Here is a 19,333-nt window from a genome sequence, read left to right on the forward strand (position 1 = left end):
CCAGCACCCCAGCGCCTGCAGTGCCTTGCGATCGAGCAATTCTCCCCCTGATGTCCCCTCAATTCAGGCATCAGATTACGCAATTGGCAAAAATCGCTCCACGCTTTTCTACGAAGAACCTTTTTTTCGCGGTCATCGCGCAAGCGCGGCGACCCGATACGCCGAGACTACTCCGCCGTCGTGCGCCGCAGCGACCAGCCGTTCGTTGCGCGCGCCTGCTCGCGGACCTGATATCTGAGGTCGACGGTGATCCCGCGGCGGGGCGCATCCGCGACGAACGCGTCCAGCAGTTCGCGCACGTCGTGATCGACGAAATCGGCGCGTGTCGCGTCGACGATGACGGTGGCGCCATCCGGAATCTGCTCCAGATAGTGCTTGAGCGGCACCTTGCCGAGAAACGACACGTCCTTGCGAAACGACAGCAGGTAGTGATCGCCATGCTGCGCGAGCACGATCGGGCCGCGCAGGTTTGCGTACAGCGCGAACAGCATGCTGCACAGGATGCCGAGCACGATACCGATCAGCAGATCGGTGACGAGCACACCAGCGACCGTGACGATAAACGGTGCGAACGGCGCGAATCCCTGTCGCGCGAGCCCGGCGAACAACGACGGCTTGGCGAGTTTGAAGCCGGTGAAGATCAGGATCGCGGCAAGGCAGGCGAGCGGGATCAGGTTGATCACGCTCGTGAGCGCGAACACGCTGATGAGAAGCAACACCCCATGAACGATCGCCGAGAGCCGGCTTTTTGCACCGGCATGCACGTTCGCGGAGCTACGCACGATCACTGCGGTGATCGGCAGTCCGCCGATCGCGCCCGCGATCAGATTGCCTACGCCCTGCGCCTTCAGTTCGCGATCGGGCGGTGCGCGGCGGCGTTCCGGATCGATCTGTTCGACCGCTTCGAGGCTCAGTAGCGTTTCGAGACTTGCGAGGATGGCGATCGTGATCGCAACGCGCCATATGTCTGGATTGATGAGCTGGGCGAACCGCGGTCCGAAGTCGGCCGACGCGAGCACGGCCTGCAGTGCCGCGAACGATTCGAGCGACGGCAACGCGACCCGCCGTTCGGCGGGCGGTGCCAACGATGGCGCGACGAGATCGAGCGTGAGGGTCGCGCCGATGCCGAGCAGCACCACCGCGAGCGGCGCCGGCATGATGCGCACGACGGCGAAGCGGCGCAGCGCGCGCGTTTCCCAGCCGGCGAGGATTGCGAGCGACAGCAGTGTGATCAGCACGGCGGTCAGCGAGATTGGGCCGAGCGGCGTTGCGACCTCCGCCGCCGAGAGGACGGAGTGAGCGGTGCCGGCCAACCCCAGCGCTACGGGAAACTGCTTCAGGATCAACAGCACGCCGATGGCCGCGAGCATCCCCTTGATCACCGGCGACGGCACGTAGGCCGCCAACCGACCAGCCCTGAGCATGCCGAAGCCGAACTGGATGACGCCCGACAGCAGTACGGCCAGCAGGAAAGCGGAAAAGCCGCCAAGCCGCGCGATGCCGTCGACGACGATCACGACGAGGCCGGCGGCCGGGCCGCTTACGCTCAGACGCGAGCCACTCAGCGCGGCAACCACGAGCCCGCCAATGATGCCCGACACCAGTCCGGCAAACGGGTCGACGCCCGATGCATGAGCAATGCCGAGGCAAAGCGGCAGCGCGACCAGAAAAACGGCCGTTCCGGCGAGCACGTCGCGCTGGAGCGCGGAGAAGGAGGTTTGAGTATCCATGGAGTCCAGAAGCGGGAGTAGGGTGGCGGGCGACGAACAGCGGTGGCTCGATGACGATTCCGCTGTCGGCTCCGTCCGCGGTTTGAATGGGGCGCGCGAGGCGCTTCGCTAGGCCGCGCTGTGCGCGGCGGTCGGGCAGGTCATCGCGTCGTCGGCGCTATAGCCGGAGGTGAGAACCTTGATGCGCCCGTCGTCGAGCGCAAAGATCCAGCCGTGCACGAGCGGCGGCGCATCAGCCTCGTGCACGATCGGGCTCGCCCGTAGCTGCCGCACCTGTTCGAGCACATTCAGCTCGGCGAGGCGGTTCACGCGATCCGATTCGCTCGCCGCGCCGTCCAGTTCCGGGCGATGCGTTCGCGCGAGCGCGCAGAGCGGCGCGATACGCCGGTTTACATGCGGCAGCGCGGGGTCGGGCGGCAGCAGCGCGGCGCGCACGCCGCCGCAGCCATAGTGCCCGCAGACGATCACATGGCCGACCTTGAGCACTCGCACCGCGTATTCGAGGACGCTCGCGACGTTGTCGTCGCCGGGATCAAACAGGTTGGCGATGTTGCGATGAACGAACAGATGGCCGGGCTCGCAATGTGTGATCGTTTCGGCGGGCACTCGGCTGTCCGCGCAGCCTATCCACAGAATGTGCGGATTCTGTCCGCGCATGAGGTCGCGAAAGAATGCCGGATTGCGCGTCGCGGTTTCATGGGCCCACGCGACGTTGGCGACCAGCAGGTGTTTGGGGCGGTTCATCGTAGCAACTCCGTAACACAGGCAATTGACCTGGCACCGGATCGAAACCGCGGCTGTGCGGTCGATCGCGAGCCGGTGCCTAACGGTGTTTACGATAACCTTTCTTTTGCGAAATGGTTGACGCGAGCAGGATAAAATTCTTCTCTATGCTCAAGGAATAAAAAAGCCGCCTATGGCTAGCGGCTTTTTTGAGATTGGCTTCTTCTTTCGAAAACGGCGCTCTGGACTCAGAACAGGCTGCGGCGGTCGGGCTCGTGCAGCGGGTCGGGAGTCTTCTGCGTGAGGCGCAAGATGCCCTGGTCGTCGAAGTAGAAGCTGTACAGCATGTACCAGACGTTGTCCTCGAGATACCGATAGGTCCACACTTCGCGCCTCATCATCGGGAAGTACGACGTTTCGACCGGACGGCCGAAGTTCACCAGCACGTCGCTGCGCGTCCATTTGCCGATCTCGGCGCGGTAGAACTCGTTGGGTTGCAACACCTGGCGCATGTTGACGATCTTGCCGGCCGCGTCGATGTCGGCGGCGGTGGTGGTTTCGCCCATCGGTTGGGTCGGCCACATCAGGCGCTTGCCGCCGTCGGGCAGGTCGTAGGTTTCGCGCGGCGGTCCGAGCCGCGCGATCACCGTCGATGCATCCGCTCCCTGTTGATACTGCTGCCACGGCTGGGCGCAGCCGGCGAGCGCGAGCACGCTCAGGCAAACGAACGCGGCGCGCCGCAGACTCGCGCCGGCCGGGGTTGTGATAGAGGCCGCCGTGCGGTGATGGCGGTTCGACATGTATTCCTCCGATGGCGTTTGCATAGCGGTTCTTATCATCGAGACGCACTATTTTGACACGCGCCACGGCGAAAGAATGGCGCTGCCCGAACGTGCGTCGCCTCCAAAGGGAACGGATGCGCCGGCTTGCCTATTCCGTGCGCGTGGTTCTATGATCCGCGCTTCGAAGATTCAGGCAGGACGACCATGACGGCGATGTGGCAACGGGCGGCGGCGGTTGCGCTGACGGCGATCTCAATGGCGGCGGTTGGCGTGGGCGTGGCGCGGGCGACGAGTTCGGAGGTGAATCCGATCGGCAAACCCTCGGGCGCCCCGATCCGGCTCGCGCTGATCGAAGGCATGTCTGGCCCGTTCGCGAACGCGGGCGCGGCAGTCGAGCGCAATCTGCGCTTCGGTGTCGAACAGGTCAACGCGCACGGCGGCGTGAAGCTCGCAGACGGCGCGCATCCGTTCGAACTCGTCGTGCTCGACAGCAAAGGCAGCACAGAGGAAGCGCTGACGCAATTGCGCGCAGCCGCGGATCGCCATATCGGCTACATCCTGCAGGGCAATAGCTCGGCGGTCGCCGCGGCGCTCATCGGCGCGATCGATAAGCACAACAGCCGCGAGCCGGACAACCGCGAACTGTTCCTGAACTACTCGGCCGACGACCCCGCGCTCACCAACACGAACTGCAGCTTCTGGCACTTCCGCTTCGACGCGCACGCGGGCATGCGGATGGCCGCGCTCGCCGAGGTGATCGAGCGCGACAAGACGGTGAAAAAGGTCTACCTGCTGAATCAGGACTACAGCTTCGGCCACGACGTAAGCAGCCTCGCGCGCTCGACGCTCGCGGCGAAGCGGCCTGACATCGCGGTGGTCGGCGACGAATTCCACCCGATCGGCCGAGTGAAGGACTTCGCGCCGTACATCGCGAAGATCCGCGCGAGCGGCGCGGACGCCGTGATCACCGGCAACTGGGGCAACGACCTGACGTTGCTCGTGAAGGCGGCGCGCGAGCAGGGCCTCGACACGAAGTTCTACACGTTCTACGGCAACAGCCTCGGCGCGCCGGCCGCCCTCGGCGACGCGGGCGTGGGTCACGTGATCGCCGTGGCCGAGTGGCATCCGAACGTCGGCGGCGCGGCTTCCGATGCATGGTACGCGGCGTTCCGCGCGCGCTATCCGGCCGCGCAGGACGACTATCCGGTGCTGCGTATGCCACTGCTGATCGACACACTCGCCGCCGCGATGAACCGCGCCGGCAGCGCCGATCCGACGGCGGTCGCGAAAGCGCTCGAGGGCATCCGCTTCGACAACGGTTTTCACGCATCGTGGATGCGCGCCGACGACCATCAGCTGATCCAGCCCCTTTACGTGATGCAGATGGACAAAGCCGGCACCCCCGGCGTGCATTTCGATAACGAAGGTTCCGGCTATGGCTTTCGCACGGTGCTGGCGCTGCCAGCCGAGCGCACGATATTGCCGACAGTCTGTCGGATGCGACGCCCCTGAGAGACGCGCGATCCGCCTTGCTAGCGCGGGCTTCGCGGCCGAAGTCGGCTGTGCTACAATACGCGTCCCGTTGTTGGGCTGGGTTCTCATTCAGCTAATTCAGCCACGAACGGGGCTCAGTAAATTGTGAAACGGGTATCCCACGGCACGGCCTTTCTTCCGTGACCGCCTGTCCAGTTATCAAGGAAATTGACATGTCCGCAGTTGAAGCAAGCAAGAAGTCCGAAGTCGTCGCGCAATTCGCACGCGCAGCCAACGACACCGGCTCCCCCGAAGTTCAGGTCGCGCTGCTCACGACCCGTATCAACGAACTGACCTCCCACTTCAAGGAGCACACGAAGGATCACCACAGCCGCCGCGGTCTGCTGCGCATGGTGAGCCGCCGTCGCAAACTGCTCGACTACCTGAAGGGCAAGGACGCGGATCGTTACCGCAGCCTGATCGAGAAGCTGGGTCTGCGTAAGTAATCGGCCAGTCGTTCAGCAAGATGCCTGTGTCAGTTTCGCTGATACAGGCATTTTGTTTTTGCACGGCGCGCTTCGTGTAACGCGCACCGCCTGTGATCCGCGGCGTATGCCGGTTCGCGCGGCGTCCACGGGCAAGCGTAGTAGCAGTAGCAGAGCAGCAGTAGAAAAGCAGTAACAGGAAACAAGGCCGGGCTTCAGGGCAGAGTTTTGTGTCATTCCAGCGGTTCGCGCGCGCTCGCAGCACGTGACTCTCTGGAATGGCATAGCACGACTCTTCCCATGCGGCGCCGGCCCCGGCGTTGCCGCGCCGCTTCCGGTCTGCGCGGCATTACGATGAGGAAAAGCAATGACTATGTTCAATAAGATCGTCAAAGAGTTTAAGTGGGGGCAGCACAACGTTCGCCTCGAAACCGGTGAAATCGCTCGCCAGGCGAGCGGCGCGGTGATCGTCGACGTCGAAGACACCGTGGTGCTCGCCACCGTGGTCGGCGCGAAGACCGCGAAGCCGGGTCAGGACTTCTTCCCCCTCACCGTCGATTACATCGAAAAGACCTACGCCGCCGGCAAGATCCCGGGTGGCTTCTTCCGTCGCGAAGGCCGTCCGTCGGAAGGCGAGACGCTGATCTCGCGCCTGATCGACCGTCCGCTGCGCCCGCTCTTCCCGGAAGGCTTCTACAACGAAGTGCAGGTCGTGATTCACGTGCTGTCGCTGAATCCGGAAATCCCCGCCGACATCCCGGCGCTGATCGGCGCATCGGCGGCGCTCGCGGTGTCCGGTCTGCCGTTCAACGGCCCGGTCGGCGCGGCACGCGTGGCCTACATCAACAACGAATACGTGCTGAACCCGACGCGTCCGCAGATGAAGGAATCGGCGCTCGACCTGGTCGTCGCCGGTACGGAACGCGCGGTGCTGATGGTCGAATCGGAAGCGCAGCAACTGAGCGAAGAGGTAATGCTCGGCGCCGTCGTGTTCGGTCATGAGCAGATGCAGACCGCGATCGACGCGATCCATGAACTGGTCCGCGAAGGCGGCAAGCCCGAGTGGGACTGGCAGCCGGCCGCGAAGAACGAAGCGCTGATCGCGCGCGTCACGGAACTCGCGCAAGCCGATCTGCTCGCGGCTTACCAGATCCGCGACAAGCAGGCTCGCTCGACCAAGCTGAAGGAAGTCTACGCGGCGACCTCGGCGAAGCTCGAGGAAGAAGCGGCGGCAGCCGGTACCGTGGCGGCCGACAAGGCGTCGGTCGGCAACGTGCTGTTCGACATCGAAGCGAAGATCGTCCGTACCCAGATCCTGAACGGCGAGCCGCGCATCGACGGCCGCGACACGCGCACCGTGCGCCCGATCGAAATCCGCACCGGCGTGCTGCCGCGTACCCACGGCTCGGCGCTGTTCACGCGCGGCGAGACGCAGGCGCTGGTGGTTGCGACGCTCGGCACGAAGGGTGACGAGCAGAGCATTGACGCGCTCGAAGGCGAATACCGTGAGCGCTTCATGCTCCACTACAACATGCCTCCGTTCGCGACCGGCGAAACGGGCCGCGTCGGTTCGCCGAAGCGCCGCGAAATCGGTCACGGCCGTCTCGCCAAGCGCGCGCTCGTGGCGTGCCTGCCGAGCGCCGACGAATTCGGCTACTCCATCCGCGTCGTGTCGGAAATCACGGAGTCGAACGGCTCGTCGTCGATGGCCTCGGTGTGCGGCGGCTGCCTCGCGCTGATGGACGCCGGCGTGCCGATGAAGGCGCACGTCGCCGGCATCGCGATGGGCCTGATTCTCGAAGGCAACCGCTTCGCGGTGCTGACCGACATCCTCGGCGACGAAGATCACCTCGGCGACATGGACTTCAAGGTCGCGGGTACGGAACAAGGCGTGACCGCGCTGCAGATGGACATCAAGATCCAGGGTATCACGAAGGAAATCATGCAGGTCGCGCTCGCGCAGGCGAAGGAAGGCCGCCTGCACATCCTCGGCAAGATGACCTCGGCGGTGTCGGGCGCGAACACCCAGCTGTCGGAGTTCGCCCCGCGCATGATCACCATCAAGATCAACCCGGAAAAGATCCGCGACGTGATCGGCAAGGGTGGCTCGGTAATCCGCGCGCTGACCGAAGAAACCGGCACCACGATCGACATTTCGGACGATGGCGTCGTCACGATCGCGAGCACGAACAGCGAAGGCATGGCCGAAGCGAAGCGTCGTATCGAAGCGATCACGATGGAAGTCGAAGTGGGTCAGGTGTACGAAGGCACCGTGCTCAAGCTGCTCGACTTCGGCGCGATCGTGAACATCCTGCCGGGTAAGGACGGTCTGCTGCATATCTCCGAGATCGCGAACGAGCGCATCAAGGACATCAACGACTATCTGAAGGATGGCCAGCAGGTGAAGGTCAAGGTCATCCAGACGGACGAGAAGGGTCGTGTGCGTCTGTCGGCGAAGGTACTGCTGAACGACGCGCCGCAAGGCGAACCGACGCCGCAGTAAGGCGGTAACGGACAAACGGCCGGCCGTGTCATGCACGCCGGCCGTTTTTCATGCAGGATGGATTGCGTTGCGCATTCGAATCGCAGTTGGGTGCCAGGGCGAACGGCAGCAACGGATAGGCAACGCAATCCAATCTTGGAGTTGACGCAGATGAAAGCGATCGAAATCACTGAATTCGGTGCCCCGGAAGTCCTCAAGCTGGCGGAGCGTCCGACGCCGCAGCCCAAGGCTGGCGAGGTGCTGATCAAGGTGGCGGCATCCGGCATCAATCGTCCGGACGTGTTTCAGCGCAAGGGCGGTTATGCGCCGCCACCCGGAGCGTCGGATCTGCCGGGGCTGGAGGTGGCGGGCGAGATCGTCGGCGGCACGATCGACGCGAAGAACAACCCGTTCGGTCTGAAGATTGGCGACCGCGTGTGCGCGCTGCTCGCGGGCGGCGGCTATGCGGAGTATGCGGCGGCGCCGCTTCTGCAATGCCTGCCCGTGCCGGCGGGATTGTCGGATGTCGAAGCGGCTTCGCTGCCCGAGACTTTCTTCACGGTGTGGAGCAACGTATTCAATCGCGCGCAGCTCGGCCAGGGTGAGGGTGGCGCGAACGAAACGCTGCTCGTACAGGGCGGATCGAGCGGCATCGGCGTGACGGCGATCCAGATTGCGCACGCGCTCGGGTTCCGTGTGTTCGCCACCGCTGGCTCGGACGAAAAGTGCCGCGCGTGCGAAGCGCTCGGCGCCGAACGGGCCATCAACTACAAGACGGAAGATTTTGTCGAAGTCATCAAGTCGCTGACCAACGATCGTGGGGTCGACGTGATCCTCGATATGGTCGCGGGCAGCTACGTGCCGCGCGAACTGTCGGCGCTCGCCGACGGTGGCCGCATCGTGCTGATTGCGCTGCTCGGCGGCGCGAAGGCGGAGCTGAACCTGAACGAAGTGCTGCGTCGCCGCCTGACCGTTACCGGTTCGACACTGCGGCCACGGCCGATCGAGTTCAAGGCACAGATCGCCGCGCAACTGAAAGAGCGCGTATGGCCGCATCTCGAAGCCGGGCGCATCAAGCCGGTCGTGCATCGCGTGTTTCCGGCCACCCAGGCTGCCGACGCCCACACGCTGATGGAAAGCAGCGCCCACGTTGGCAAGATCGTGTTGACGTGGGGTCAGGAGGCTTGACACCACCGGTTTGACCCGATCCACCCCACGCAGTAAAATTGCGCGTTTTGCGCGCGCCGGAGCAGGTCGGACTGGCAAGACAGGACAATACGAGACGATGTCGAATCAACAACGAGCCAAACTGGTAGTCGGTAATTGGAAGATGCATGGGCGGCTCGCCGCGAACGCCGCGTTGTTGCAGGCAGTGGTGCAGGGGGCCAATGAATTGCCGGCCGACGTGCGCGTCGGTGTCTGCGTGCCGAGCCTCTATATCGCGCAGGCGCAGTCGCTGCTCGAAGGCAGTCCGGTCGTGTGGGGCGTGCAGGACGTGTCCGCGTTCACGCATGGCGCCTATACCGGCGAAGTGGCTGCGCCGATGGTGACAGACTTTGGTGCCACGTTTGCGATCGTCGGGCACTCGGAGCGCCGCGCGTATCACCGCGAAAGCGCCGAGCTGGTCGCGGTGAAAACGCAGCGTGTGCTTGAGGCAGGGTTGACGCCGATCGTGTGCGTCGGCGAAACGCTCGAAGAACGCGAGGCTGGCTCGACCGAGCAGGTCGTCGGCGGTCAGCTCGACGAGGTGCTCGCGAAGCTGTCGGCCCAGGAGGCGGCTCGCCTCGTCGTCGCGTATGAGCCGGTGTGGGCAATTGGCACCGGCAAGAGCGCATCGGCGGCACAGGCGCAGGCCGTGCATGCGTTCCTGCGCGCACGTCTCGCGGCAAAAGGTGCGGCGGACGTGCCGTTGCTGTACGGCGGCAGCGTGAAGCCGGACAACGCGGAAGAACTGTTCCGTCAGAACGATATCGACGGCGGCCTGATCGGCGGCGCGTCGTTGAAAGATCAGGATTTCCTGGCAATCTGCAAGGCGGCCGCTGCGACCAGCGTGGCTGGTTAAGCAGAGCGTCTCGACAAGGATGGCTCCTTTTCGCGCAACACACAGTGTGCGGCGCGGTTAAATAAAGACTCAGGTGAGTGTGATGCTGTATTTGAAAACATTGATTATCGTCGTCCAGTTGTTGTCGGCGCTCGGGGTCATCGGCCTTGTGTTGCTGCAGCACGGCAAAGGGGCCGACATGGGCGCGGCTTTCGGCAGCGGCGCATCGGGTAGCCTGTTCGGTGCGACGGGTTCGGCGAACTTCCTGTCGCGTACCACGGCGGTGCTCGCAGCGCTGTTTTTTGCCACGACCTTGGCGCTCACTTACCTTGGTGCGTATCACGTGAAGCCGTCGGCAGGCGTGCTGGGCGCGGCAGCTACTGCACCGATCGCGGCTTCACCTGCTTCCGCACCGGCTGCAGGTTCAGCTCCGGTGGCGGCATCGCCCGCAGCGCCGGCTTCGCCCGCGTCGGTTCCAGCAACGGGTGTGCCGAAATAAATTTTCGGTAGGCGTGCTCTTGTGCGTTGAACAATCTGTTTAAACAAGTTACAATTCAAGTCTTGAAGCGATTCGCGGGTTTTACAAGTTGTTTTCCCGGATTGCATATAGTGCCGACGTGGTGAAATTGGTAGACACGCTATCTTGAGGGGGTAGTGGCGAAAGCTGTGCGAGTTCGAGTCTCGCCGTCGGCACCAAATGTTATCTAAATGCCAGCCGCTTGCTTCGCTTCGGCTGGCATTTTCACTTCTGGCGTATGGCTATGAGCTTGCGTCATGCGTGTTCAGGAAGTGATTTCGCGTCAGGGGTGCTATGCTCCTGACGGCACTCAGAACCAACCGATTGAGGATTGTCTTGAACCTCGCAGCCTATTTCCCCGTTTTGTTGTTCCTTATTGTGGGCACCGGTTTAGGCGTAGCGCTGGTCAGTATCGGCAAGCTCCTTGGTCCCAACAAACCCGACACTGAAAAAAACGCACCGTACGAGTGCGGCTTCGAAGCATTCGAAGATGCGCGCATGAAGTTCGATGTGCGCTACTACCTCGTCGCCATTCTCTTCATCATTTTCGATCTTGAAACCGCGTTCCTGTTCCCGTGGGGCGTGGCATTGCGTGACATCGGCTGGGCCGGGTTCACGGCAATGATGATTTTCCTGCTCGAGTTCCTGCTTGGTTTTGCCTACATCTGGAAGAAGGGCGGCCTCGACTGGGAATGATGGATTAATCGCCGGTTTGCGTGGGTGGCCAGGCTTGCCGCCCCGTCTGGAGTGGAAAGCAAATGAGTATCGAAGGGGTCTTGAAAGAAGGGTTTGTCACCACTACGGCAGACAAACTGATCAACTGGACGCGCACCGGCTCGCTGTGGCCGATGACGTTCGGTCTCGCATGCTGCGCGGTCGAGATGATGCATGCGGGCGCCGCCCGTTATGACCTTGACCGCTTCGGCGTGGTGTTCCGTCCGAGTCCGCGTCAGTCGGACGTGATGATCGTCGCCGGTACGCTGTGCAACAAGATGGCGCCCGCTCTGCGGAAGGTCTACGACCAGATGGCGGAACCGCGCTGGGTGATCTCGATGGGCTCGTGCGCGAACGGCGGCGGCTATTACCATTACTCGTACTCGGTGGTGCGCGGCTGCGACCGGATCGTCCCGGTCGACGTGTACGTGCCGGGTTGTCCGCCCACAGCGGAAGCGCTGGTGTACGGCGTGATCCAGCTGCAAGCCAAGATTCGCCGCACCAACACCATCGCCCGTCAATAAGGCCAAAGCCTCCCCACAATATGGCAAGCAAACTCGAGACCCTGAAAGCGAACCTCGAGGTGGCCTTTGGCGGCCTCCTGACGAGCGTGACCGAGTCGGTCGGTGAATTGACGATCGTCGTCAAGGCTGGCGACTACCTCAACGTGGCAAAGCGCCTGCGCGACGACCGCTCGCTCGGTTTCGAGCAGTGTGTCGACCTTTGCGGCGTCGATTACCAGACCTATGCTGAGGGCGCTTACGACGGCCCGCGTTTTGCAGCAGTGCTGCATCTGCTGTCGGTGCAGAACAACTGGCGTCTGCGTCTGCGCGTATTCGCGCCGGACGACGACATGCCGATCCTGCCGTCCGTCGTCGATATCTGGAATTCGGTCAACTGGTACGAGCGCGAAGCGTTCGACCTGTACGGCATCGTCTTCGAAGGTCATCCGGACTTGCGCCGCATTTTGACCGACTACGGTTTTATTGGTCATCCGTTCCGCAAGGATTTCCCTGTCTCCGGCTACGTCGAGATGCGTTACGACCCGGAAGAGAAGCGCGTCGTCTATCAACCGGTGACGATCGAGCCGCGGGAAATCACGCCGCGCGTGATCCGCGAGGATCGCTATGGCGGTCTGAAACACTAAGAGAACGTCATGGCAGAGATCAAGAACTACACGCTCAACTTCGGTCCGCAGCACCCGGCAGCGCACGGTGTGTTGCGTCTCGTGCTCGAACTCGACGGCGAAGTGATTCAGCGCGCCGATCCGCACATCGGTCTACTGCATCGCGCGACTGAAAAGCTCGCCGAAAGCAAGACGTTTATCCAGTCGGTGCCGTACATGGACCGTCTCGACTACGTGTCGATGATGGCCAACGAGCACGGCTACGTGCTCGCCATCGAGAAGTTGCTCGGCATCGACGTGCCGCTGCGCGCGCAATACATTCGCGTACTCTTCGACGAAGTCACGCGCGTGTTGAATCACCTGATGTGGATCGGCGCGCACGCGCTCGACGTCGGTGCGATGGCGGTGTTCCTGTATGCGTTCCGCGAGCGCGAAGACCTGATGGACGTGTACGAAGCGGTGTCCGGCGCACGGATGCACGCGGCCTACTACCGTCCGGGTGGCGTCTACCGCGATCTGCCTGACGCAATGCCGCAATACAAGGCGTCGAAGATTCGCAATGCGAAGGCGTTGTCGAAGATGAACGAGAACCGTCAGGGTTCGCTGCTCGACTTCATCGACGACTTCTTCACCCGTTTCCCGAAGTGCGTGGACGAATACGAAACGCTGCTCACCGACAACCGGATATGGAAGCAGCGTCTGGTCGGCATCGGTGTGGTCAGTCCGGAGCGCGCGCTGCAACTCGGCATGACCGGCGCGATGCTGCGTGGCTCGGGCGTCGAGTGGGACCTGCGCAAGAAGCAACCGTATGAAGTTTATGACAAGCTCGACTTCGATATTCCGGTCGGCGTGAATGGCGATTGCTACGACCGCTATCTGGTACGCGTCGAAGAAATGCGTCAATCGTGCCGGATCGCGAAACAGTGCATTGAGTGGCTGCGTAAAAATCCGGGCCCTGTGATGACGGACAATCACAAGGTGGCGCCGCCGTCTCGCGTCGGCATGAAGTCGAACATGGAAGATCTGATCCATCACTTCAAGCTGTTCACCGAGGGCTTCCACGTGCCGGAAGGCGAGGCGTACGCCGCAGTCGAACATCCGAAGGGGGAGTTCGGCATCTATCTGATCTCGGACGGCGCCAACAAGCCATATCGTCTGAAGATCCGCGCGCCGGGCTATGCACACCTGTCCTCGCTCGACGAAATGGCGCGCGGCCACATGATCGCCGATGCCGTGACGATCATCGGCACCCAGGACATCGTGTTCGGCGAAGTGGATCGCTAGGACATATTCATCGACGCGCGTCCGCGGTCGTTGCACTGCCACGCGCGTCAAGCAAAGGAACGCCGGGTCTGTCGCAGTATCACGTGAGCGACAGGTTTTCGTTCGGTAGGAATTGAAAGAGTCGTGTCTGAAAATGATCTCAGCTGAAGGCCTGAAAGAAATCGATCGTGCGGTCGCAAAGTACCCCGCCGATCAGAAACAGTCCGCCGTGATGTCGGCGTTGGCCACTGCTCAAACCGAGCATGGCTGGCTGTCGCCCGAACTCATGCAGTTCGTCGCGGATTATCTCGGCATGCCGGCAATCGCCGTGCAGGAGGTAGCGACCTTCTACACGATGTATGAGACCTCGCCGGTCGGTAAGTTCAAGATCACGCTCTGCACGAACCTGCCGTGCCAGCTCGGCCCGGACGGCGGTTCCGAAAGCGCCGCTGAATACCTGAAGCAGAAGCTCGGCATCGACTTCGGCGAAACCACGCCCGATGGCAAATTCACGCTGAAAGAGGGTGAGTGCATGGGTTCGTGCGGCGACGCGCCGGTGATGCTGGTGAACAACCAACGCATGTGCAGCTTCATGAGCCGCGAGAAGATCGACCAGCTGCTCGAGGAACTTTCGAAATGACGGCTTTACACGATCGTCACATCAAACCGCTGATTCTCGCCGGACTGAACGGCGACAACTGGCATCTCGAAGACTACGTGGCGCGCGGCGGTTACGCCCAGCTGCGCCGCATCCTGGAAGAGAAGATCGCGCCCGAGCAGGTGATCGCCGACGTCAAGGCGTCGGGTCTGCGCGGCCGCGGCGGCGCGGGCTTCCCGACCGGTCTCAAGTGGAGCTTCATGCCGCGCCAGTTCCCGGGCCAGAAATACCTCGTCTGTAATTCGGACGAGGGCGAGCCGGGTACGTTCAAGGACCGCGACATTCTGCGCTTCAATCCGCATTCGTTGATCGAAGGTATGGCGATCGGCGCGTACGCGATGGGCATCACGGTCGGCTACAACTATATCCACGGCGAAATCTGGGAAGTCTATAAGCGCTTCGAAGAAGCGTTGGAAGAAGCTCGCCGCGCCGGGTTCCTCGGCGACAACATCATGGGCTCGGGCTTCTCGTTCCAGCTGCATGCGCACCATGGTTACGGCGCGTATATCTGCGGCGAGGAAACCGCGCTGCTCGAATCGATCGAGGGCAAGAAGGGCCAACCGCGCTTCAAACCGCCGTTCCCGGCGAGCTTTGGCGTGTACGGCAAGCCCACCACGATCAACAACACCGAGACCTTCGCGGCGGTGCCGTTCCTGCTCGCGATCGGACCGCAGAATTACCTTGAGATCGGCAAGCCGAACAACGGCGGCACGAAGATCTTCTCGGTGTCGGGCGACGTCGAGCGTCCGGGCAACTACGAGATTCCGCTCGGCACGCCGTTCGCGACGCTGATGGAACTCGCCGGCGGCATGCGCGGCGGCAAGAAGATCAAGGCCGTGATTCCTGGAGGTTCATCCGCGCCGGTGATTCCGGGCGAGATGATGATGCAGACCGACATGGATTACGACTCGATCGCGAAGGCTGGCTCGATGCTCGGCTCGGGCGCGGTGATCGTGATGGACGAGACGCGCTGCATGGTGCGCTCGTTGCTGCGCCTGTCGTACTTCTACTACGAAGAGTCGTGCGGTCAATGCACGCCTTGCCGTGAAGGCACGGGCTGGCTGTATCGCGTCGTACATCGTATCGAGCATGGTCTCGGCCGCCAGGAAGATCTGGATCTGCTGAACTCCGTCGCGGAAAACATCATGGGCCGCACGATCTGCGCGCTCGGCGACGCGGCAGCGATGCCGGTTCGGGGCATGCTCAAGCACTACTGGGACGAATTCGAATATCACGTCGCCCACAAGCATTGCCTCGTCGGCGGCCATGCCGGCACGGCGGCGGCGCCCGAAACAGTGGCAGCCTGAGTCGCGCCGACAGATTTGGCTGACGAATAACTACCAGACGAACACCTCAACCGCAGGATTCATCGCCCGAAGCGGGCGATGAACAGGCGAACGATTGAGCGGTAACAGGTTAAGGAAGATTGACCATCATGGTTGAACTGGAAATAGACGGCAAGAAAGTCGAGGTGCCTGAAGGCAGCATGGTGATCCAGGCTGCGCATAAGGTCGACACCTACATTCCTCACTTCTGCTATCACAAGAAGCTGTCGATTGCGGCCAACTGCCGGATGTGTCTGGTCGATGTCGAGAAGATGCCGAAGGCCGTGCCCGCGTGCGCGACGCCGGTGTCGGCCGGCATGATCGTGCGCACCAAGTCGGACAAGGCGGTGAAGGGCCAGCAAGCTGTGATGGAATTCCTGCTGATCAACCATCCGCTCGACTGCCCGATCTGCGACCAGGGCGGCGAATGCCAGTTGCAGGATCTGGCCGTCGGTTACGGCAAGTCGTCGTCGCGCTATAGCGAAGAAAAGCGCGTGGTGTTCCACAAGAACGTGGGCCCGCTGATCTCGATGGAAGAGATGTCGCGCTGCATTCACTGCACGCGTTGCGTCCGCTTCGGCCAGGAAATCGCCGGCGTGATGGAACTCGGCATGCTGGGCCGCGGCGAGCATTCTGAAATCACGTCGTTCGTCGGCAAGACGGTCGACTCGGAACTGTCGGGCAACATGATCGACCTGTGCCCGGTCGGCGCGCTGACCAGCAAGCCGTTCCGCTACAGCGCCCGTACGTGGGAGCTGTCGCGCCGCAAGTCGGTGAGCCCGCACGATTCCGTCGGCGCGAACCTCATCGTGCAGGTGAAGAACAATCGCGTTATGCGCGTTCTGCCGTTCGAAAACGAAGCGATCAACGAGTGCTGGATTTCGGACAAGGACCGCTTCTCGTACGAAGGTCTGAACAGCCCCGAGCGTCTGACCAAACCGATGCTCAAGCAGGGCGGCCAGTGGGTCGAAACCGATTGGCAAACCGCGCTCGATTATGTGGTCAAGGGTCTGAAGGGCATCGCGGGCGACCACGGCGCGAACGCGCTTGCGGCGCTGTCGAGCGCGTACAGCACAGTCGAAGAACTGTTCCTGCTCAAGCAGATCGCGCAAGCGGTCGGCACGCCGAACGTCGACTTCCGTCTGCGCCAGTCGGATTTCTCGGCGCCCGTTACGGGCGCGCCGTGGCTCGGTACGACAATCGCCGATCTGTCGAACGTCGATGCGGCGCTCGTGATCGGCTCGGATCTGCGTCGTGATCATCCGCTGTTCGCCGCGCGTCTGCGCCAGGTCGCACGCGGCGGTTCGGCGCTCACGCTGATCCAGGCCACCAACGACGACGCGATGATCCCGCAGGCGCACCGTGTGGTCGCCGCACCGTCGGCATGGCTTGAGGCGTTGGCAGGGATCGCCGGCGCGGTGGGCGAAGCGAAGGGCGTCGCACTGCCGGAAGCATTTGCGGGCACGCAGCCGACGGACGCGCACAAGCAGATCGCTAAATCGCTGACCAACGGCGCCCTGCGCGTCGTGCTGCTCGGCAACGAAGCGGTCCGCCATCCGGACTTCGCGGCGATCCACGCCGCGGCGCAATGGATTGCAGAGGCAACCGGCGCTACGCTCGGTTTCCTGACCGAAGCGGCCAACACGGTCGGCGCGCACCTCGTGAACGCGCTGCCGGGCGAAGGCGGTCTGAATGCCCGCGAAGTGTTCGAACAGCCGCGCAAGGGTTATCTGCTGTTGAATCTCGAGCCGGAATTCGACACGGCCAATCCGGCGCAAGCGCTTGCCGCTCTGAAGCAGGCCGAGATGGTCGTCGTGATGTCGCCGTTCCAGACCGGCGCGGACTATGCCGACGTGCTGCTGCCGATTGCACCGTTCACCGAAACGGGCGGTTCGTTCGTCAACGCGGAAGGCACAGTGCAGGCTTTCAACGGCGTCGTGCGTCCGCTCGGCGACACGCGTCCGGCGTGGAAGGTGTTGCGCGTGCTGGGCAGCCTGCTCGGTGCGCCGGGCTTCGAATACGACACGGTCGAGGAAGTGCGCACAGCCGCGCTCGGCGACGGTGACCAGACTTCGAGGCTGTCGAACCGTACCGGCGTCGCGGTGACGCGCGGCCACGCCGTGAAGGCGGCGGAAGGCAAGTTCGAGCGTCTCGCGAACGTGCCGATCTATCATGCCGACGCGCTGGTGCGTCGCGCGGAGTCGCTGCATCTGACCGCGGCGGCCCGTACGGCGAATTCGGTCGGCCTGCCGGCTGCGCTGTTTGACAAACTGGGTTTGAAAGAGGGCGACGCGGTGCGCGTTCGTCAGGGCGAGCAAGCGGTGCAGTTGCCGGCCGTGCGCGACGCGAATCTTGCGGAGACGGTGGTCCGCGTATCGGCGGCTACGCCTGCCGGTGCAGCGCTGGGCAGCCTGTTCGGTGAACTGGTGGTGGAGAAGGCGTAAATGAGCTTGTTCGATACGATCAACTCGGGCGGCGCCCAGCTTCTCGGTGTGGCATGGCCCACGGTGTGGGCGCTCGTGCGCATCCTGGTGGTGGCCGTCGTGATCCTGCTGTGCGTCGCTTACCTGATCCTGTGGGAGCGTAAGCTGATCGGCTGGATGCACGTGCGTCTCGGTCCGAACCGCGTCGGCCCCGGCGGCCTGTTGCAGCCGATCGCCGACGTGCTGAAGCTTCTACTCAAGGAAGTGATCCAGCCCGCCCAGGCGAGCCGCTGGATCTACATCATCGCGCCGATCATGGTGGTGGTGCCGGCGTTCGCTGTGTGGGCGGTGATTCCGTTCCAGGCGGGCGCGGTGCTAGGCGACATCAACGCGGGTCTGCTGTACGCGATGGCGATTTCGTCGATCGGCGTGTATGGCGTGATTCTGGCCGGCTGGGCGTCGAACTCGAAATACGCGTTCCTCGGCGCGATGCGCGCTGCCGCGCAGATGGTCTCGTACGAAATCTCGATGGGCTTCGCGCTGGTGGTCGTGCTGATGACAGCCGGTACGCTGAACCTGTCGGGCATCGTCGGCTCGCAGGAGCAGGGCTTCTTCGCCTCGCACGGCCTGAATTTCCTGTCGTGGAACTGGCTGCCGCTGCTGCCGATGTTTGTCGTGTACTTCATCTCGGGCATCGCTGAAACGAACCGTCACCCGTTCGACGTGGTGGAGGGCGAATCGGAAATCGTCGCGGGCCACATGATCGATTACTCGGGTATGGCGTTCGCGCTGTTCTTCCTCGCCGAGTACATCAATATGATAGTGATCTCGGCATTGGCTGCAACACTGTTCCTCGGCGGCTGGAGCGCACCGTTCGGGTTCCTGTCGTTCATCCCGGGCATCGTCTGGCTCGTCGCCAAGGTTTTCTTCCTGTTGTCGGTGTTCATCTGGGCGCGTGCCACGTTCCCGCGCTACCGCTATGACCAGATCATGCGTCTCGGCTGGAAGGTCTTCATTCCGGTCTGCGTGGTGTGGCTGGTGGTGGTCGGCTTCTGGATCATGTCGCCGTTGAACATCTGGAAATAAAGGGCGGACGAACCTATGACCGCAATCCAAAACTTCTTCAAGACTTTCTTCCTCACGGAACTGCTGAAAGGCCTCGCGCTGACCGGACGCTACACGTTCCAGCGCAAGGTCACCGTGCAGTTCCCGGAAGAAAAGACCCCGATCTCGCCGCGTTTCCGCGGTCTGCATGCGCTGCGCCGGTATGAAAACGGCGAAGAGCGCTGCATCGCATGCAAGCTGTGCGAAGCAGTGTGCCCTGCGCTCGCGATCACGATCGAATCGGAAACGCGCGCGGACAACACGCGCCGCACGACGCGCTACGACATCGACCTGACCAAGTGCATCTTCTGCGGTTTCTGCGAAGAGAGCTGCCCGGTCGACTCGATCGTCGAGACGCACATTCTCGAGTATCACGGCGAGAAGCGCGGCGACCTGTACTTCACGAAGGAAATGCTGCTGGCCGTTGGCGATCGCTACGAAGCACAAATCGCCGCCAACAAGGCAGCCGACGCACCGTATCGTTGAA

18 protein-coding genes and 1 tRNA gene are annotated in these 19,333 nt (G+C 62.7%); 16 read left to right on the forward strand and 3 right to left on the reverse strand.

Annotation, left to right across the window (positions count from 1 at the left end; all coding sequences use genetic code 11):
- Positions 1–167: 167 nt before the first annotated feature.
- The 3 genes from AB3X89_RS33165 to AB3X89_RS33175 form a co-directional block, all read right to left on the reverse strand.
- Positions 168–1,730, reverse strand: a complete 1,563-nt coding sequence (locus AB3X89_RS33165) for a SulP family inorganic anion transporter (RefSeq protein WP_368587033.1) — start codon at positions 1,728–1,730, stop codon at positions 168–170.
- Between the two features lie 108 nt (positions 1,731–1,838).
- A complete protein-coding gene (locus tag AB3X89_RS33170) occupies positions 1,839–2,474 on the reverse strand; it encodes a carbonic anhydrase (protein ID WP_368587034.1) in 636 nt (211 codons plus the stop codon).
- Between the two features lie 227 nt (positions 2,475–2,701).
- A complete protein-coding gene (locus AB3X89_RS33175) occupies positions 2,702–3,253 on the reverse strand; it encodes a hypothetical protein (RefSeq protein WP_176380822.1) in 552 nt (183 codons plus the stop codon).
- Positions 3,254–3,439: 186 nt separating this feature from the next.
- On the opposite strand from AB3X89_RS33175, the gene AB3X89_RS33180 reads away from it, so the two are divergent.
- The 16 genes from AB3X89_RS33180 (at position 3,440) to nuoI (ending at position 19,332) form a co-directional block, all read left to right on the forward strand.
- Positions 3,440–4,747, forward strand: a complete 1,308-nt coding sequence (locus AB3X89_RS33180; RefSeq protein ID WP_368587035.1) for a branched-chain amino acid ABC transporter substrate-binding protein — start codon at positions 3,440–3,442, stop codon at positions 4,745–4,747.
- 194 nt (positions 4,748–4,941) lie between these two features.
- Positions 4,942–5,214, forward strand: coding sequence for a 30S ribosomal protein S15 (gene rpsO, locus AB3X89_RS33185; RefSeq protein ID WP_008920609.1), 273 nt, complete (start codon positions 4,942–4,944; stop codon positions 5,212–5,214).
- A gap of 346 nt (positions 5,215–5,560) precedes the next feature.
- Complete coding sequence (gene pnp, locus AB3X89_RS33190) at positions 5,561–7,696, forward strand: polyribonucleotide nucleotidyltransferase (RefSeq protein WP_368587036.1); 2,136 nt, start codon at positions 5,561–5,563, stop codon at positions 7,694–7,696.
- 150 nt (positions 7,697–7,846) lie between these two features.
- Positions 7,847–8,863, forward strand: coding sequence for an NAD(P)H-quinone oxidoreductase (locus AB3X89_RS33195; protein ID WP_368587037.1), 1,017 nt, complete (start codon positions 7,847–7,849; stop codon positions 8,861–8,863).
- A 97-nt stretch (positions 8,864–8,960) separates the two neighbouring features.
- Complete coding sequence (gene tpiA / locus AB3X89_RS33200; protein WP_368587038.1) at positions 8,961–9,737, forward strand: triose-phosphate isomerase; 777 nt, start codon at positions 8,961–8,963, stop codon at positions 9,735–9,737.
- An 82-nt stretch (positions 9,738–9,819) separates the two neighbouring features.
- Positions 9,820–10,215, forward strand: a complete 396-nt coding sequence (gene secG, locus AB3X89_RS33205; protein WP_018431499.1) for a preprotein translocase subunit SecG — start codon at positions 9,820–9,822, stop codon at positions 10,213–10,215.
- 112 nt (positions 10,216–10,327) lie between these two features.
- Positions 10,328–10,412 (forward strand) — tRNA-Leu (locus AB3X89_RS33210).
- 157 nt (positions 10,413–10,569) lie between these two features.
- Complete coding sequence (locus tag AB3X89_RS33215) at positions 10,570–10,929, forward strand: NADH-quinone oxidoreductase subunit A (RefSeq protein WP_018420012.1); 360 nt, start codon at positions 10,570–10,572, stop codon at positions 10,927–10,929.
- A 62-nt stretch (positions 10,930–10,991) separates the two neighbouring features.
- Positions 10,992–11,471 (forward strand): NADH-quinone oxidoreductase subunit B family protein, encoded by a 480-nt coding sequence (locus tag AB3X89_RS33220; RefSeq protein ID WP_006052903.1) that lies wholly within the window; start codon positions 10,992–10,994, stop codon positions 11,469–11,471.
- Between the two features lie 20 nt (positions 11,472–11,491).
- Entirely contained in the window at positions 11,492–12,094 is a 603-nt protein-coding gene (locus AB3X89_RS33225) for an NADH-quinone oxidoreductase subunit C (RefSeq protein WP_368587039.1), read from the forward strand.
- A gap of 9 nt (positions 12,095–12,103) precedes the next feature.
- Positions 12,104–13,357, forward strand: coding sequence for an NADH-quinone oxidoreductase subunit D (locus AB3X89_RS33230; RefSeq protein ID WP_013088937.1), 1,254 nt, complete (start codon positions 12,104–12,106; stop codon positions 13,355–13,357).
- Between the two features lie 133 nt (positions 13,358–13,490).
- Positions 13,491–13,976, forward strand: coding sequence for an NADH-quinone oxidoreductase subunit NuoE (gene nuoE, locus AB3X89_RS33235; RefSeq protein WP_013088938.1), 486 nt, complete (start codon positions 13,491–13,493; stop codon positions 13,974–13,976).
- Positions 13,973–15,301: an NADH-quinone oxidoreductase subunit NuoF gene (gene nuoF / locus AB3X89_RS33240; protein ID WP_176109123.1), complete on the forward strand. Its 1,329-nt coding sequence runs from the start codon at positions 13,973–13,975 to the stop codon at positions 15,299–15,301. The genes nuoE and nuoF overlap by 4 nt, the downstream gene beginning before the upstream one ends.
- Before the next feature lie 128 nt (positions 15,302–15,429).
- The gene (gene nuoG / locus AB3X89_RS33245) at positions 15,430–17,763 is read left to right on the forward strand and encodes an NADH-quinone oxidoreductase subunit NuoG (RefSeq protein WP_368587040.1); all 2,334 of its coding nucleotides are present in this window, start codon (positions 15,430–15,432) and stop codon (positions 17,761–17,763) included.
- Positions 17,764–18,828: an NADH-quinone oxidoreductase subunit NuoH gene (nuoH, locus tag AB3X89_RS33250; RefSeq protein WP_368587041.1), complete on the forward strand. Its 1,065-nt coding sequence runs from the start codon at positions 17,764–17,766 to the stop codon at positions 18,826–18,828.
- Between the two features lie 15 nt (positions 18,829–18,843).
- Positions 18,844–19,332, forward strand: coding sequence for an NADH-quinone oxidoreductase subunit NuoI (nuoI, locus tag AB3X89_RS33255; RefSeq protein WP_013088942.1), 489 nt, complete (start codon positions 18,844–18,846; stop codon positions 19,330–19,332).
- Position 19,333 lies beyond the last annotated feature (1 nt).

Origin of the sequence: Paraburkholderia sp. BR14320 (assembly GCF_040948665.1) — a bacterium.
In the GTDB taxonomy this organism is placed as follows: Bacteria; Pseudomonadota; Gammaproteobacteria; order Burkholderiales; family Burkholderiaceae; genus Paraburkholderia; species Paraburkholderia youngii.

Coding starts and splice junctions, on each gene's coding strand:
- AB3X89_RS33165 (WP_368587033.1), bottom strand. CDS start 1,730: ATGGATACTCAAACCTCCTTCTCCGCGCTCCAGCGCGACGTGCTCGCC.
- AB3X89_RS33170 (WP_368587034.1), bottom strand. CDS start 2,474: ATGAACCGCCCCAAACACCTGCTGGTCGCCAACGTCGCGTGGGCCCAT.
- AB3X89_RS33175 (WP_176380822.1), bottom strand. CDS start 3,253: ATGTCGAACCGCCATCACCGCACGGCGGCCTCTATCACAACCCCGGCC.
- AB3X89_RS33180 (WP_368587035.1), top strand. CDS start 3,440: ATGACGGCGATGTGGCAACGGGCGGCGGCGGTTGCGCTGACGGCGATC.
- rpsO (WP_008920609.1), top strand. CDS start 4,942: ATGTCCGCAGTTGAAGCAAGCAAGAAGTCCGAAGTCGTCGCGCAATTC.
- pnp (WP_368587036.1), top strand. CDS start 5,561: ATGACTATGTTCAATAAGATCGTCAAAGAGTTTAAGTGGGGGCAGCAC.
- AB3X89_RS33195 (WP_368587037.1), top strand. CDS start 7,847: ATGAAAGCGATCGAAATCACTGAATTCGGTGCCCCGGAAGTCCTCAAG.
- tpiA (WP_368587038.1), top strand. CDS start 8,961: ATGTCGAATCAACAACGAGCCAAACTGGTAGTCGGTAATTGGAAGATG.
- secG (WP_018431499.1), top strand. CDS start 9,820: ATGCTGTATTTGAAAACATTGATTATCGTCGTCCAGTTGTTGTCGGCG.
- AB3X89_RS33220 (WP_006052903.1), top strand. CDS start 10,992: ATGAGTATCGAAGGGGTCTTGAAAGAAGGGTTTGTCACCACTACGGCA.
- AB3X89_RS33225 (WP_368587039.1), top strand. CDS start 11,492: ATGGCAAGCAAACTCGAGACCCTGAAAGCGAACCTCGAGGTGGCCTTT.
- AB3X89_RS33230 (WP_013088937.1), top strand. CDS start 12,104: ATGGCAGAGATCAAGAACTACACGCTCAACTTCGGTCCGCAGCACCCG.
- nuoE (WP_013088938.1), top strand. CDS start 13,491: ATGATCTCAGCTGAAGGCCTGAAAGAAATCGATCGTGCGGTCGCAAAG.
- nuoF (WP_176109123.1), top strand. CDS start 13,973: ATGACGGCTTTACACGATCGTCACATCAAACCGCTGATTCTCGCCGGA.
- nuoG (WP_368587040.1), top strand. CDS start 15,430: ATGGTTGAACTGGAAATAGACGGCAAGAAAGTCGAGGTGCCTGAAGGC.
- nuoH (WP_368587041.1), top strand. CDS start 17,764: ATGAGCTTGTTCGATACGATCAACTCGGGCGGCGCCCAGCTTCTCGGT.
- nuoI (WP_013088942.1), top strand. CDS start 18,844: ATGACCGCAATCCAAAACTTCTTCAAGACTTTCTTCCTCACGGAACTG.